This is a genomic window from Pedobacter sp. GW456-11-11-14-TSB4 (assembly GCF_059424425.1).
In genome coordinates this window covers 687,842-704,305 of sequence record NZ_JBWKZK010000002.1, presented here as the reverse complement: position 1 = coordinate 704,305, position 16,464 = coordinate 687,842, and the positions used below count along the sequence as shown (strand labels likewise).

The window sequence follows — 16,464 nt, the reverse complement described above, 5'->3', positions numbered from 1 at the left end:
AAAATGACATTCAAATCTGAGATCATATTTGTTAGAGTTCTTGCAGCATTTGCAGCTGGCATTGTTGGCTTTTTCCTTATTTCAAATCCAAATCTTGTTAATCCAATTTTAAAAATCAATGTATTTTTATTCACTATTCTTCTAATTATAAACATTTGGTACAAGAAGATTAAGGCTTATCGATATAAAAATATTTTAGCATCAATATTTTATTTATTCTTTTTCGCCTTTGGCGGATTAATTACGCTTTTATATCATCAATCATTTAAAGCAGATTATTTTGCCAAGGCTAAGTACAATTATTTAAAGGTTTGGGTAAACGATGAACCACAATTAAAAAAAAATATCCTTAGATTTGAAGTAAACGTAACACATGGCTTTAATGATAACAAGGTTAATTCTGTATCAGGTAAACTATTAATTGCGCTAAAGGTTGATAGCTTAAATCCTGTAAAACTTAACTATGGAGATGAATTAATCATTACCAGTAAATATTTACCAGTTGAACCTGCCTATAACGATGGTGAATTTGATTTTAAATCTTGGCTTGCCTTAAAAAATATTGATCAACAGACTTTCATCAACCAAAATCAATTGATAAAGCTAAATCAGAACAAAGGCAACAAAATCATTAAGTATGCCATTGATCAGCGTAAAAACCAAGTTGAAATTTACAGAAAGTTAATTAAAGATGATGAGGCATTTGCTGTTGCTTCAACTTTAGTATTAGGTTACCGAGCAGATTTAACAAAAGAAACATTAGCTGCCTATAGCAAAACAGGCACTATTCATGCGCTATCGGTTTCAGGAGCACACGTAGGTATTATTTTCTTTCTGCTCAACGCAATGCTTGCATTTTTAGACAAAAATAAAACCTTGAAACTAGTTAAATTGCTGTTGATCTGCAGTTTGATTTGGTATTACGCTTTGTTAACAGGGTTCTCATCTTCTGTACTTCGTTCGGCTATCATGATAACCATTTTCATTTTAGCAAAATCATTTAATAGAAGCAGTAATAACTACAATATTCTAGCATTTACAGCATTCATCCTACTCTTTTACAATCCATTTTACATCTGGGATGTTGGTTTTCAACTCTCATTTTTAGCTGTATTTGGTTTAATTTATTTACAACCAAAAATATACAAGTGGCTATGTTTTAAAAATAAATGGGCCGATAAATTATGGTCTGCAACTACTTTAAGTTTGGCTGCACAATTGGCTACATTTCCTTTAAGCGTGTATTATTTTCATCAATTCCCAGTTTATTTTCTGTTAGGCAACTTATTCATTTTGCTTCCTTTAGTTGGATTGATGTATTTAGGCATAGGAATTTTAGTACTTAGAGTTTACTTTTTAGCACCAATATTCGAGTGGCTCATTACTTTTACCAACAACGGCTTAAAATTAATTGCTGATTTGCCATTTTCAGGCATTACTTCTATTTGGTTAAATAAGTGGCAACTATTCTTACTTTGTGTAGCGATTGGCATGTTGATTTATGCGCTATCAAACTATCAAAAAAAGCTTTTAATTGTTGCTGTTTGTTTAATTATAGCCTTTCAATCATATGCTGCATATATATCATTTTCCGCTATGCGACAAGAAAAAGTTATATTTTTTACATTACGGAAAAATTATGCCGCTGCATTTATTAAAGCCGATAAGGCAATTTTAGTTACCGATTTAACACCTGATGACAAAAACTATCAATTTTTTGTAGAGCCTTGTTTAAATAAAATTCAAGTTGAAGATGTTTTGTTCGTCGATTGGAAAAAAGACACTTTACTCACCAATTTCAACAAGTTTGATCATCAAATTAGATTTTTAAACTTTAAAATTTTATTGGTAGACGAAAAGTTCAATTATAAAAAAATTGAAAATCTACCAAAATTTAACTCCGTTTGGTTACACAACAATACACGCAAAATCATTAAAGATCTAAAGGGCGAAGTCATTTTTAAAGAATTGATTATTGATGCAAGTAACAGGGATTATATGATTAAAACCTATGAGAATGAAGCAAATAATTTTAAACTAAAATATCATACTTTAAAGAAAAATAATTCATATTTGATAAACCTTAAGTAAGCACATGGCTGAGCATTTAGTTTTATATGAAGTAAAAGATAGAATTGCTACTATCACATTAAACAGAGTTGAAAAACGCAATGCGTTAAACCCTGATTTGGTAGAGCAGCTTACTTATAATTTGTTAAAAGCAGAAGAAGATGATGATGTTAAAGTTATCGTTTTAAAAGCAAATGGCGCTGTATTTAGTGCAGGTGCAGATTTAGCATATTTACAACAGCTTCAGCAAAACAGCTACGAAGAAAATTTAGCAGACTCTAATCAGCTAAAAAAACTGTTTACTACCATCTGTTATTTGCCAAAAATTGTAATTGCACAAATTGAAGGGCACGCTATTGCTGGCGGTTGTGGCTTAGCTACAGTTTGCGATATTATTTTTGCAGTACCAGAAGCAAATTTTGGATATACAGAAGTTAAGTTAGGCTTTGTACCAGCTATAGTTTCATGCTTTTTAATGCGTAAAACGAGTGAAACAATTGCTAAAAAGATATTATTAACCGGAGAATTATTTTCTGCAGATCAAGCTCTGGCCTATAATTTAATCACTTTTGTAACAAAACGTGAGGAAATTGCTCAAAAGGTAAATGAATTTGCATTAAGCCTGTGTAATAATGCTTCGTCAAACTCATTAATGATTACTAAGCAATTAATTAACCAAACAACCTATCCATTATTAGATAAAACGTTGGATATGGCGGTACAAATTAATGCTCGGGTTAGAGAAAGTGACGATTTTAAAAGAGGTGTGTCATCTTTTTTAAATAAAGAAAAAATTAATTGGTAAACTAAAACTTAAATCTATAAATATGTTTAAATCAGTAAAAACAGGCGTTTTAGCCGCAATTTTAATTAGCACGGCTTTAATAGCAAACGCTCAAAAGAAAATAAGCGAAGGCACAGTAACTTATGGTGTTGAATATGCTCCTACCTCAGAGCAAGAAGGAATGGTTGGAATGTTACCAACTGAGCAAAAGATAAAATTTAATGGTAACGTGATCAATATGGTTATGGAGCAAGGTCCTGCTACAATTACTGTATTCTCTGATATTGCTACTCAATTAGGATTAGTTTTAATTGACGTACCTGTAGCACAAATGCAATTTGCTGTTAAGCAAACTAAAGCAGACTACGATAAGCAAAGAGCTACTGCGCCGAAATTTAGCGACTTTAAGGCAACTGGCGAAAAGAAAATGATTGGAGCATACAATACAGAGAAATATACCTACAAAGATGACAAAGGTGGAGCTTATGAGTTGTGGGCAACAACTGATGTAGAATTACCAGCAGGTTTTGCAGGCGAAGACTTTAAAGGCATTAAAGGATCTTTAATTAAATTCACTAGCTTTTCTCAAGGTATGAAACAAACTTTAACAGTTAAAGATATTAAAGAAGAAAAAACTGGTCCTTTTAGCCTTGAGGTTCCTAAAGGATATGAAGTAAAAACCATGGAAGAAATTATGGCAATGCAGGGCGGCGGCGAATAATCAGCTACACCTTATATTAAATCAGGCTTTTATTTTGGCATTTTTAGTAAATTGCGCCAATGTTTAAAAGCCTGATTTTTTTTGTCCGTTTTTTTTTACTCTGGTTACTATTTTTTGCCATTGATCGTTTTGTCTTCATGTTTATCTTTCATAAAAAACTGAGAGATATTCCCCTAAGCGATAAATTTTATACCTTTTATCAGGCCCTAAGATTAGACCTATCGATGGCAGCTTATTTAGCTGTAATCCCAATAATTGTTTATATTATATTTCTTTTCACTAAAAAACAAATTCTCAATTTTAATTGGGTTGTTATTTATAATAGAGTATTAATCATTTTATTTGGGTTCTTTTCAATTATAAATTTTAACACTTACCGAGAGTGGGGAAGCAAAATTAATTACAGTGCAGTTGCTCCAATTATCTTTACTCCTAAAGAAGCAATTGCCTCAAGTGGTACATCGCCATTTATGTTCTCTATGTTTATTTGGGCCATTTTAATTAGTTCTGGTTTTTACCTTAATTTTTTATTAACCAAAAAACAAATTCAGTTTAGCAAAACTCCACTATATCTTAAAGTTGTTGTGGCCATTTTGCTAATGGGTTTTAATTTTTTATTAATTAGAGGCGGTTGGGGTACTGCTCCAAACAGTCAGAGCATGGCTTATTTTTCTAAATATGAAATTTTAAATCACGCATCTTTAAACACAGAATGGAATTTAATGTCGAGCATTTTAGCTGCTAATAAAATTAATAAAAATCCATATGCATACATGGATCAGAAAGCGGCAGAACAAACCATTAAAGAACTTTACCAAGTTGAGAAAGACAGCACTATATCTATTTTAAATACATCACGACCTAATATTGTTATTTTTATCCTCGAAAGTTTTACAGCAGATTTAACAAAAACTTTAGGAAATGAAGATGGCATCTCTCCTACTTTTGATAGCTTAGTTAACAAAGGTGTATTATTTACCAAAATCTATTCCGCTGGTACGCGTACCGATAAAGGAATTATCGGCACATTAACTGGTTTTCCAACCCTAGGAAATGGAAGCATAGCAAAATGGCCAGAAAAGATGAAAAAAATACCTGCAATTAGTCAAAAGCTATTTCAAAATAATTACGAAACATCATTTTACTATGGCGGAGAGGCAGAGTTTGGTAATTATAAAGCATTTATCTTAAGCCATGATTATCAAAATTTAATTGACAAAAATAGTTTTGAAAAGAAAGACATGAACTCTAAATGGGGAGCATTTGATGGCTTGGTATTTAACAGACAACTTGAAGATCTGAATTCGGCAAAAAAGCCTTTTTTCTCTACAATTTTATCTCTTACCAATCATGAGCCATTTGAAGTACCTGGAACTGCTAAATTTGGCAGAAAAACTAGCGTCGAAGCTTTTAAAAGCACAGCATATTACACCGATTCATGCATCAATTCTTATTTAACACAAGCAAAAAAACAAGATTGGTATAAAAACACCTTGTTTATTTTTATAGCAGATCATGGTCATTTATTCCCAAAAAACAAATCAGAAATATTTCAGCCCGAGCGCTACCATATTCCTTTGCTTTTTTATGGAGATGTAATTAAAGATGAATTTAAAGGTAAAAAATTCGATCAAGTTGGTAGTCAGCAAGATTTATCTGCTACTTTATTAGCACAGCTAAATATTCCGCATCAAGACTTTTTATGGAGTAGAAATCTGTTAAATCCATACACCAAAAATTTTGCTTTTTTTACTTGGGATAATGGATTAGGCTTTATCAATAACAATCATTATGTTACTTTTGATACCATTGGAAACAACATCTTGTACAATAGCAATCCATCAGATCAAAAACAAACCAATCTAAATTTAAATCAAGGTAAATCATATTTACAATCTGTATATCAACAATTTATAAAACTTTAACTAACCAAATTCAATGAAAAATACCAAGTTGTTAATCGCTTTGCTATTTATTTCCTTTTTAGGCATAAACCTAGCTAAAGCACAAAGAGGTGGCATTAACTGGACAAAAGATGGCAATAGCTATTACCAAAACGCCGGTGGCGAAATTGTGACAATAACTTTGCCTAAAAATGAAAGAAAAGTAGTAGTTGGCAGACAGTTGCTTACCCCAGCAAATGCTCAAAATCCTTTAAACGTTAGAAGTTTTCAATTTTCTAGTGATGGTACGAAGGCATTAATTTACACCAATACAAAACGCGTATGGCGACAAGATAGCAGAGGCGATTATTGGGTTGCAGATATTACCAACAATACGTTAAAGCAGATTGGCAAAGGTAAGCCGGCTTCATCATTAATGTTTGCTAAATTTTCTCCAGATGGAAACAAGGTGGCTTATGTTAGTGAGCATAATATTTATGTAGAAGATTTAGCAACCAATACAATTAAACCTTTAACCACAAATGGAACATCTCGAATGATTAATGGCACGTTCGATTGGGTTTACGAAGAGGAATTTGGTTGTTTAGATGGTTTTAGATGGTCTCCTGATGGAAATTCTATCGCCTATTGGCAAATTGATGCTACCAAAATAAAGAATTTTTTAATGATCAATAATACCGATTCTATCTATTCATTCAATGTTCCGGTAGAATATCCAAAAGTTGGTCAAGATCCTTCTGCTTGTAAAATTGGCGTGGTTGATGTTGCTACGGCTCAAACAAAATGGTTGGCTGTACCAGGTAGCGAAATCCAAAATTACATCCCTCGTATGGATTGGATACCAAACACAAACGAAGTGATTTTACAGCAATTAAACCGCGAACAAAATCAAAGTAAATTATTTGTAGCAAATGCTGGTACTGGCTCAATTACCGAAATTTATAAAGAAACTAACCAATCGTGGATTGATGCTCAAGACCAATTTATCTGGTTAAATGGCAACAAAGAATTTATCTACCAAACAGAAAAAGACGGTTACAACCATTTCTATAGAGTTAGTAAAGATGGAAAAAAGGAAACTTTAATTACCAAAGGCGATTATGATATAATTGATTTAAGTTTAGTTGATGAAAAAAACAATACCATTTATTTTTTAGCATCACCTAGCAACGCTACACAAAAATACCTTTATAAAACAAAGTTAGATGGCAAAGGTAAATTAGAAATGGTTACTCCATCAATTTTCCCTGGTACACACAGCTATTCTATTTCACCAAATGGTTTGTTCGCTCGCCATACTTATCAAAGTTCAACAGTTTCGCCAGTTACCGAATGGATGAATTTTGCTGCCCAACAACCAACTACTATGGACGGCAGTATTACCAACCAAATTGCCAAACAACAACCTATTAAAAACAAAGTTGAGTTTTTTAAAGTAACTACAGAAGATGGCGTAACATTAGATGGTTGGATGAAAAAGCCAGATAATTTTGATGCAACTAAAAAATATCCAGTAGTATTTTATGTTTACGGAGAACCTGCATCGCAAACCGCTGCAGATGTTTGGGGTGCCGGAAGAACTGGTTTATATGCTGGCGATATGGCCAAAGATGGTTATATCTACATTTCTATGGATAATCGTGGTGCACCTGTACCTAAAGGAACTGCGTGGCGCAAAGCAATTTACAAAAACATTGGTGTTTTAAATATCCGCGATCAGGCTATGGCAACCAAAAAATTATTGGCTACCTACCCTTTTATGGATAAAGATCGCGTTGCTGTACACGGATGGAGTGGCGGTGGTTCATCAACCTTAAATTTGCTTTTCCAATATCCAGAAATTTATAAAACTGGTATCGCTGTAGCTGCGGTTGCCAATCAATTAACTTATGATAATATTTATCAAGAGCGTTATATGGGCACTCCTTTTCCTACTACAGATGCGTATGTAAAAGGCTCACCAATTACGCATGCAAAAAACTTGGTAGGCAATTTATTGTACATACACGGTACTGGCGATGATAATGTTCATTACCAAAATGCCGAAATGTTAATTAACGAATTGGTGAAGCACAAAAAAGTTTTTCAATTAATGAGTTACCCTAATCGTACCCATGGCATTGGCGAAGGTGAAGGAACCAGAGAACATTTGTCATTAACTTTCACTAAATTTTTAAAAGACAACTGCCCTCCAGGAGCAAGATAATTAAGTTAATTTTTAAGAGCCGCAGATACACAGATTTTTACTGTAGATCTGCGGTTTTTTTATTTAAAAAGGTACTGTAGCATTTCTTATTAACATTAGTCCCGCCCTCGCTGCAATCTTTTTTGTGATCCTTTTACAGTCATCCGATGATCATGGACATACTGCTTATATTCATCGGATGACTACATGGGCAAAACAAAAAAGTATTTCCCGCTAAGTCGGGTTTAGTACATAAAAGCTTGCGCATCTAGCTGCGGTTTCCTTGCACTAGCCTAAGTTAAATAGCCACAATTGGAGCGTAAATCCTTTTTTAATGTCACTCTGAGCGTAGTCGAAGAGTAATTAAAAAAGATTGCAGCAAAAAGCGTGATTGACAATAATAGTTACACAGCCATTGCGCTTCAAAAATATTTAAAGATTAATTTTAAGTACTCCTAAAGCTACAATTAATGCGATACCAAAGCTCAATAACGTTCCTATAAGTACGTATTCGGTTAACTTTATATCATGAGCCTCCTTTAAATCGCCAAACCTAAAAATAGATTTAGCAGCCAATAAAAAACCTACCGCTTCAAAATGGTTTGTACAAACAAATAAATAGATCAGCAAGCGCTCTATAATGCCAATAAACTTGCCTGCATCTTGCAAAGAAGTAGTTGATAGTTGGTTAGACGGCTGTTGAGGGATCCACTTGGCAATAATTACTCTAATAAAAATAGCTGCTGGAGTAGTTAAAAACAAAGCCCCAACTGCAAAAAGCCAAAGTTTGCTATCGTGTAAAAAACTAAGATTTAATTTAGGGTGGTAAATGTTATGCCAACACACAAAAATTAAGGCTACATGCAGCATTTGATCTGCAAAAAACCATTTTCTTTTGGTTTTCTCTAACTGAAATGTGAGTTTCATGGCATCAATTATTCCATGCCCTATACCTACCACAAAAGCCAATTTCCAAACACTAAAAGAAGCAAAAACGATAAATATCAACGCTATATGTACAGCAATATGTAAATAAAGCTTATCTGATTTTAGCTTTTTCCTTTCCTTTTCTGCTACCCAAGCATCGGGTTGTAAGAAGAAATCGCCAATAATATGTGCCAGAAAAAGTTTTAGTAGCGCAATCTCCATTTATTTTTTAATTAGTTTGGCAACTTGTGTTCTATATCTATTTTCTAGTTCCATAATTTCGGTAAAATGAGCTCTTTTTAAGGCCTCACTTACAGAAGATTGACTTCTACCAGATATTTTTGCAATTTTATCTTGCTTGGTATTTTGGTTTTCTATGGCATATTTAACCATTTCTGCTGCAATTTGCCCCCAACTATCCATTGTTATTAAAGCCAATTTAATAAATAAATTCAACTCTTCATCAAACTTTGGCCATGGTGTAATTAGTGCCATATTTACTTTATTGGTTTTTAAGGCATCAAATGCATTTCCAGAATTAACAAAAGCTTCTCCATTAGCTTCAGTTACCTTTTCGGCATTAATGGTTTTTTTTCCAATTCCAATCCCTATTCTCACATCGGCACCTTTTAAAGTTTTAATACAAGCTTTTATATAAATGGAATTTATTAACGCATCTTTGGCGTTTAATTCTACTTGAAAACTATCTCCACGAAATATTTCCCAATTGATATTTTTACCAAAAAGACCATTTAATGCATCTTTAAGCGTACCAATCCATTCATCTGGTAGTTCTCTTGAGTTAATGATATCTCCTGTTATAACTGCTATCATAAATCTAATATCGGGTATTTACCCGATAATTCAAAATATCGGTTATTTACCCGATAATTTAAGATATCGGCTATTTAGCCGATAATATGCTATATATCTTATAGCTATAAAAGCAAAAACTTATTGTTAATTTGTTCGTTATTATAACTATGGCACTAATTGAGTTTACAAATAGAGGTATTTATTGCAAGCAGGGTAAGTTTTATATAGATCCTTGGCACCCGGTAGATTATGCCGTTACCACACACGGACATGCAGATCATGTAAAGTGGGGCAACAAAAATTATTTATGCCATGATTTAACCAAACCAATTTTAAAACAGAGATATGGCTTGGAAGATAACGTACAAACACTTCCGTACAATAAAGAGATTGATATAAATGGCGTTAAATTAAGCCTTTTTCCTGCAGGACATGTAATTGGTTCATCGCAAATAAGATTGGAGTACAAGGGAGAAATTTGTGTGGTTTCGGGAGATTATAAAGTAGAATATGACGGGATAAGCACTGCTTTTGAACCTGTAAAATGCCATACTTTTGTTTCTGAAAGCACTTTTGGCTTACCCATATATACTTGGCAAGCACAAGAGTTAATTTTTGAACAAATTACAAATTGGGTTACAGACAATAACAATAAAGGTAAAACAAGCATTTTAGTAGCGTATAGCCTTGGTAAAGCGCAACGCTTAATTAAAAATTTAGCAGGAACTTTTCCAATTTACGTACATAATTCAATAGCCAACTTAAACCAAGGTTTTGCCGAGGCCGGCGTTGAATTACCAGAAACAATAAGAATTACCCCAGAAATTAAAAAAGATGAATTACAAAAAGGTATTGTAATCATTCCGCCAGCATTGGCCGATGGCAGATGGGTTAAGAATTTACAACAACCGGCAATTGGTGTTTGCTCTGGTTGGATGGCCGTAAGAGCTGGACGTAGATGGAGAAGCGCAGATGCTGGTTTTGCTTTAAGCGACCATGCCGATTGGCCTGGACTATTAACAGCAATTAAAGCTACTGAAGCAGAAAAAGTTTTCGTTACACATGGTTCAACTGCGGTTTTCTCGAAATATTTGAATGAAATTGGCATAAGCTCTGCAGAAGTAACTACAAAATATGGCGCTGAAGATGATGAAGTAATTGGCGAAGCAAATGAAAATTTAAAAGAGGATTAAGTATGTCTAAAATTTCACATCTTATTACTCAAATCTAATTATGAAGCGTTTCTCACAACTTATACAAGAGCTAGAGCTCAGCAATAAAACAAACGATAAAATTGCAGCATTGGTTAGCTATTTTACAGAAGCCGACGATAGAGATAAACCCTACGTAATAGCCATGTTTACTGGTAAAAAACCTAAAAGACCAATAACTACAGCATTAATTAAACAATGGGCAATAGAATTGAGTTGCATTCCAGAATGGTTATTTGCCGAAAGCTATAGCAGTGTAGGCGATTTAAGTGAAACTATTGCTTTGGTACTTCCGCCAGCAGAAAATGCAGTTGACAAGCCACTACACCAGTGGATTGCAGAACTTGCACAGCTACAAGGCAAAACAGATGAAGAGAAAAAAGATTACATTTTAAGTGCCTGGAATAGCTTAAATACACAAGAACGTTTCATTTTTAACAAGTTAATTTCTGGCAATTTTAGAATTGGTGTTTCTAATAAAATGCTGGTTAATGCCATTGCTAAACATAGTGAAGAAGATAGCAGTAAAATAATGCACAGCATTATGGGCAGATGGCAATCAAACGAGATCACTTACAAAGAACTAATTGAAGGAGCGCATGTAAATACAGATAACTCATGGCCCTACCCTTTTTGCTTAGCGTATGCTTTAGAAACCGAGCCACAAAATTTAGGCGATACCAATGCATGGCAAGCCGAATGGAAATGGGATGGCATACGCGGACAAATTGTTAAAAGAAATGGAGAATTGTTCATTTGGTCGCGAGGTGAAGAACTGGTAACAGATCAATTTCCTGAGTTGCATTTTTTAAAAGATGAACTACCAGACGGAACAGTTTTAGATGGAGAGATACTTTCTGTAAAAGAAGGTAAAGTGCAATCATTTAGCACCTTACAACAAAGATTAAATCGTAAAACAATTAATAAATCTCAACTTAGCGATGCACCAATTGGTTTTTACTCCTATGACATTTTAGAGTTCGAAGGTAAAGACATTCGGCAAGAACCCTTATCTATGAGAAGGAACGTATTGGTAGCTGTGATAGATCAGTTATTGACCAAAAACGTTGCCTTGCTTTCGCCTGTAATTGAGTTTAAAAGTTGGGATCAACTAGCTACCATAAGAGAAACTGCCAGAGATTTAAATAGTGAAGGTATTATGCTTAAAAAATTGGATTCTGTTTTTCATACAGGTCGTAAACGTGGCGATTGGTGGAAGTGGAAAATAAATCCTTATACAGTTGATACCGTAATGATTTATGCCCAAAAAGGAAGCGGAAGAAGAGCAAATTTTTATACCGATTACACCTTTGCAGTTAGAGATGGTGAGCAACTCATTACCATTGCGAAGGCATATTCTGGCTTAACAGATAAAGAAATTAAAGAGGTAAACTCATTTGTAAATAAAAATGCTATTGAAAAATTTGGTCCGGTTAGAACGGTAAAACCAGAGCTGGTTTTTGAAATTGCATTTGAAGGTATTGCTGAAAGTAAAAGGCATAAAGCAGGTTTAGCTTTGCGTTTTCCACGTATTGCCAGATGGAGAAAAGACAAAAAAGCAGAGGAAATTAATACTTTAGATGACCTTAAACAACTTTTAAATTCTACTTTGTAAGATAGGTTTAAACAATATTTAGGGCTTAAGCTAGGTTGTAGTTACTTGTACAAATTAAAGTTGTTAAACCCGACAGAAGCGAAAATACTTTTTTGTAAGCTGAACTAGTGAAGCGCAAACGAAAAAGATTGTAGCAAATGGCGGGACTGCTGAAACAAAAGAATTGCTGCCATTGCTTTTCTAAAAAAATAGATGAATGAAAAAAACCAACTCAATAGGTTATAAAAAAGTATTAGCTTGGCTTAAAAAAGATGATAAAAAGCCTTTTGAGTTTCAGGAAGAGGCTTGGAGCTATTATGCAAAAGACTACAGTGGCCTAGTAAATGCCCCTACAGGTTTTGGTAAAACATTTTCATTGTTTTTAGCGGCGGTAATAGAAGGTATTGATTTAGCAGAAACAAAGGATAAAAAAAAAGCGAAGGATCGATTACAACTCATCTGGATTACCCCCTTACGCTCGTTAGCTAAAGATATTGCAAGAGCCATGACCGAAGTTTTAGCAGAACTTGAATTGGATTGGCATGTTGGCGTAAGAAATGGTGATACCAGTCAGGCAGAAAAATTGAAGCAAAAAAAATCGATGCCAGAGGTTTTGCTCATTACGCCAGAAAGCTTACATCTTTTGTTGGCACAAAAAGGTTCATCAACTTTGTTTAGCAGCTTAAAATGCATTGTTGCCGATGAGTGGCATGAGCTTTTAGGCAGCAAACGCGGTGTTTTGGTAGAATTGGCTATTTCGAGGATTAAAGGCTTGCAAAAAGCCACTGAGAAACAACATTTAAGAGTTTGGGGTATTTCTGCAACGATAGGCAATATAGATGAAGCTTTGGATGTAATTGAGCCAGACGTAAATGCAAAACGCATCATTATTAAAGCAAAGCTTGATAAAAAAATTGTCATCAAATCTATTTTACCAGATGATATTGAAACTTTACCTTGGGCAGGGCATTTAGGATTAAAACTAGCTTACAAGTTATTACCAATCATTGAAAAAAGTAAAACCACTTTAATTTTTATCAATACTCGCGGTCAAAGTGAAATGTGGTACCAGCATTTGCTAAATTTAGAACCAGAGTTGGCAGGCAGAATTGCCATACATCATGGTTCGATAGATTTTGAGCTGCGTAATTGGATAGAAGATGCATTACACACTGGAATGTTAAAAGCTGTAATCGCCACATCTTCATTAGATTTAGGTGTAGATTTTAAGCCTGTGGATACCGTTGTACAAGTTGGTTCGCCAAAAGGAGTTGCTCGTTTTTTACAAAGAGCTGGTCGTTCTGGCCACTCACCCGGCGAAACATCCACTATTTACTTTTTACCTACCCACGCATTAGAACTTGTTGAAGCTGCCGCCATAAAAGAAGCCGCCAAAATTAAAGCTATAGAAAGCAGAGAACCTGTAATTATGGTTTTCGACACGCTAATACAATACCTAGTTACATTAGCCATAGGCGATGGATTTGATGACAAAATAATTTATGAAGAAATAAAAAACACCCATGCTTTTAAAATGATTTTGCCTGAGGAATGGGATTGGATTATGCAATTTATTACTTATGGTGGAGATAGTTTAACTGCATATCAGGAGTTTAAAAAAGTTACCAAAGATGAAGATGGTTTATGGAAAGTGAAAAGCAGACAAATTGCTATGCGCCATCGCTTACATATTGGTACAATTGTTAGCGATGCCATGCTAAAAGTTAAGTTTTTATCTGGTGGATACATTGGTATGGTAGAGGAATACTTTGTTTCTAAATTGAAAACTGGAGATAGTTTTACCTTAGCAGGAAGAATTTTAGAATTTGTAAGTATTAAGGATATGACGGTGGTTGTTCGCAAAAGCAAACAGAAAAAAGCCATGGCGCCAAGTTGGTTAGGTGGCAGATTGCCGTTATCATCCAATTTAGGTGCAATTTTGAGAAAAAAATACAATGAAGTTTTAAATAAAACACATCAGGAAGAAGAACTGGATGTGGTTTATCCGTTGTTTTTAATACAACAAGAAAGATCTCATGTGCCTAGAAATGATGAGTTGTTGATAGAAATGATCAGCAATAAAGAAGGGTTCCATCTATTTGCTTACCCTTTTGAGGGCAGATTAGTACATGAAATATTAGCGGCATTAGTTGCCTACAGGTTAAGTAAACTATTGCCAATTACGTTTTCTTTGGCGATGAATGATTATGGTTTTGAGCTATTGAGTGATATAGAAATTCCGATGGATGATGCGATTGCTTACGAGGTTTTTTCTCCAGAAAATTTAACTGAAGATATTTCCTTAAGTATTAATTCTACAGAAATGGCTCGCAGAAAGTTTAGAGATATTGCCTGTATTTCTGGCCTAGTTTTTCAAGGTTATCCAGGTAAATATGTTGCCAATAAACATTTACAGTCATCTGCAGGTTTGTTTTTTAATGTTTTTAGTGATTACGATAAGCACAACTTACTTTTACGCCAAGCATATGATGAAGTCTTTTACCAACAATTAGAAGAACCTCGATTAGCAGCAGCTTTGCACCGTATACAGCAAAGTAATATCGTAATCACTTATCCAAAACGTTTTACTCCGTTATCGTTTCCAATAAAAGTTGATAGTTTAAGAGCAAATATGAGCTCTGAAGAATTAGAACATAGAATAGAACGTATGAAAGTGGAGGTTTTTAAGTAGCTTTTTTGTCATTCCGAGCTTGCGAGGAAGCTCATTGATAACTAAAAAAAAGACCTTTCACTGCGTTCTGGATAACGAAAAGGAGTTTATAAAGATAAAATCACTTAACTTTGCATTAAAAATAGATGCTTCCACAAGCTTAGCAAGACAAAAGATAATAAATGACGATAACGATTAGAGACGAGGAGCTAATTTTAGCAAAAGAAAGAGCCATTTATTTACCAAAAGAGAAACTCTTAGCCATAAGCGATTTACATTTAGGCAAAGCTGCGCACTTTCGTAAAGCTGGCTTACAAGTACCATCAACATTAGCACAAAGTGATTTAAATAGGTTAAGCTTTTTATTAGATCAATACGAACCTAAAACTTTGTTAATTAATGGCGATATGTTTCATCACGAAGTGAATACTGATATTGATGATTTTGATATTTGGAAAGCAAAATATAGTGAGGTAAAATTTGTTTTGGTAAAAGGTAACCACGATAAACTGGACGAAAAACAATACCACAATTTAGGAATTGAGATACACGAACCAAGTTATTGTACCTCGAATTTTTGTTTTATTCACGATGCTGTAAAATGTAGTGAGAAAAATCTTTATCCAGTTAGCGGCCACATACACCCTGGAGTTAGTATTTATGGGAAAGCCAAGCAATCGCTTAAATTTCCATGTTTTTACTTTGGCGAAAAATATGCCGTGATGCCTGCCTTTAGTGCTTTTACCGGTTTAAGCTTGGTAAAACCTAGAATAACAGAGCAGGTTTATGCGATAACGCCTACCAAGGTGGTAAAGATGTAACTAAGTTTACTAAACCAGATTGAAATGAAAATGCCTTTGCGGCTTTGAGCACAAAACTTTCGTTAAGTGTTTCAGCGCAAAGGCATTGTAATGTAAAGCGGGACTAATCATATGAAAAACTGCCCTTGCTTTTCAAACTTATTAACTCAATACTAAAACTTCTTTTTCTAAACCAATCATCCAGTCTGAGAACATCTGATCTTCAATCTTCACGATCTCATTTGCATGTTTTTCCCAATCTGGTGAAAATTCTCTTAGTTGGTTAAGCATCTCTTCTAGATGGCCTTCTTCTTCTAAGATTATCGATTTTACAGTAACCCTGCTTTGTTTAGCACTTAAAACTTCTTGGTAGATTGGATAAAGCTCATCTGCTCTAACTTCTATGGCGTAAGTAACAAAAAGATAGGCGGCGAATTTTAAATCGTAACCGGATAGGTTAAAGTGTTGCTTTAAATACCTACAAACTTTTACATCTAAATTGTTAAGGTAAAATTTAGTATGATTTGGAGCTAGTAATTCTGCATTTGTATAGGTCTTGCACAAGTTCTCATCTAGTTTTCCTAATTGTTTTTTTAGGTAGTAAGCATGGCGATGTTCTTCTGCTGCGTGCTTTAAAATTAAAAGGCTCACTTTTTCTTTATGTTCAGAAGCTGAAATCTTTTTTGCACCTGCATTTTCCATGTAAGATAAAGTATTTAACCACTTAGAATGCAGTGCATTATCGTTAACAATATTTTCTAAAACTGAGGTTAATTGCATA

At 34.2% G+C, this 16,464-nt stretch carries 12 protein-coding genes; 9 read left to right on the top strand and 3 right to left on the bottom strand.

Annotation, left to right across the window (positions count from 1 at the left end):
* The first annotated feature begins 3 nt into the window (after positions 1–3).
* The 5 genes from AC07XU_RS10425 to AC07XU_RS10405 all read left to right on the top strand — a co-directional run bounded on the left by AC07XU_RS10425 (position 4) and on the right by AC07XU_RS10405 (position 7,685).
* The gene (locus AC07XU_RS10425) at positions 4–2,091 is read left to right on the top strand and encodes a ComEC/Rec2 family competence protein (RefSeq protein ID WP_494943588.1); all 2,088 of its coding nucleotides are present in this window, start codon (positions 4–6) and stop codon (positions 2,089–2,091) included.
* A 4-nt stretch (positions 2,092–2,095) separates the two neighbouring features.
* Entirely contained in the window at positions 2,096–2,875 is a 780-nt protein-coding gene (locus tag AC07XU_RS10420; protein WP_494943587.1) for an enoyl-CoA hydratase/isomerase family protein, read from the top strand.
* A gap of 22 nt (positions 2,876–2,897) precedes the next feature.
* Positions 2,898–3,575, top strand: a complete 678-nt coding sequence (locus tag AC07XU_RS10415) for a hypothetical protein (protein ID WP_494943586.1) — start codon at positions 2,898–2,900, stop codon at positions 3,573–3,575.
* A gap of 224 nt (positions 3,576–3,799) precedes the next feature.
* A complete protein-coding gene (locus AC07XU_RS10410) occupies positions 3,800–5,500 on the top strand; it encodes an LTA synthase family protein (RefSeq protein WP_494943585.1) in 1,701 nt (566 codons plus the stop codon).
* Positions 5,501–5,513: 13 nt separating this feature from the next.
* On the top strand, positions 5,514–7,685 hold the full coding sequence (locus tag AC07XU_RS10405; protein ID WP_494943584.1) for a S9 family peptidase: 2,172 nt from the start codon (positions 5,514–5,516) through the stop codon (positions 7,683–7,685).
* Between the two features lie 411 nt (positions 7,686–8,096).
* Here AC07XU_RS10405 and AC07XU_RS10400 read toward each other — a convergent pair whose 3' ends face one another.
* Both AC07XU_RS10400 and AC07XU_RS10395 read right to left on the bottom strand, forming a co-directional pair.
* Positions 8,097–8,813, bottom strand: coding sequence for a DUF3307 domain-containing protein (locus AC07XU_RS10400; RefSeq protein ID WP_494943583.1), 717 nt, complete (start codon positions 8,811–8,813; stop codon positions 8,097–8,099).
* On the bottom strand, positions 8,814–9,425 hold the full coding sequence (locus AC07XU_RS10395; RefSeq protein ID WP_494943582.1) for a SatD family protein: 612 nt from the start codon (positions 9,423–9,425) through the stop codon (positions 8,814–8,816).
* A gap of 149 nt (positions 9,426–9,574) precedes the next feature.
* Between AC07XU_RS10395 and AC07XU_RS10390 the strand changes: the two genes are divergently transcribed.
* The 4 genes from AC07XU_RS10390 (at position 9,575) to pdeM (ending at position 15,704) form a co-directional block, all read left to right on the top strand.
* A complete protein-coding gene (locus tag AC07XU_RS10390) occupies positions 9,575–10,600 on the top strand; it encodes a ligase-associated DNA damage response exonuclease (protein WP_494943581.1) in 1,026 nt (341 codons plus the stop codon).
* 40 nt (positions 10,601–10,640) lie between these two features.
* Complete coding sequence (locus AC07XU_RS10385; protein WP_494943580.1) at positions 10,641–12,233, top strand: ATP-dependent DNA ligase; 1,593 nt, start codon at positions 10,641–10,643, stop codon at positions 12,231–12,233.
* Between the two features lie 196 nt (positions 12,234–12,429).
* Positions 12,430–14,904 carry a ligase-associated DNA damage response DEXH box helicase gene (locus tag AC07XU_RS10380; protein WP_494943579.1) on the top strand — a complete coding sequence of 825 codons (2,475 nt, stop codon included), beginning with the start codon at positions 12,430–12,432 and terminating at the stop codon, positions 14,902–14,904.
* Between the two features lie 161 nt (positions 14,905–15,065).
* Positions 15,066–15,704, top strand: a complete 639-nt coding sequence (pdeM, locus tag AC07XU_RS10375) for a ligase-associated DNA damage response endonuclease PdeM (protein WP_494943578.1) — start codon at positions 15,066–15,068, stop codon at positions 15,702–15,704.
* A gap of 141 nt (positions 15,705–15,845) precedes the next feature.
* Here pdeM and AC07XU_RS10370 read toward each other — a convergent pair whose 3' ends face one another.
* Positions 15,846–16,463, bottom strand: a complete 618-nt coding sequence (locus tag AC07XU_RS10370; RefSeq protein ID WP_494943577.1) for a hypothetical protein — start codon at positions 16,461–16,463, stop codon at positions 15,846–15,848.
* Between the last annotated feature and the right edge of the window lies 1 nt (position 16,464).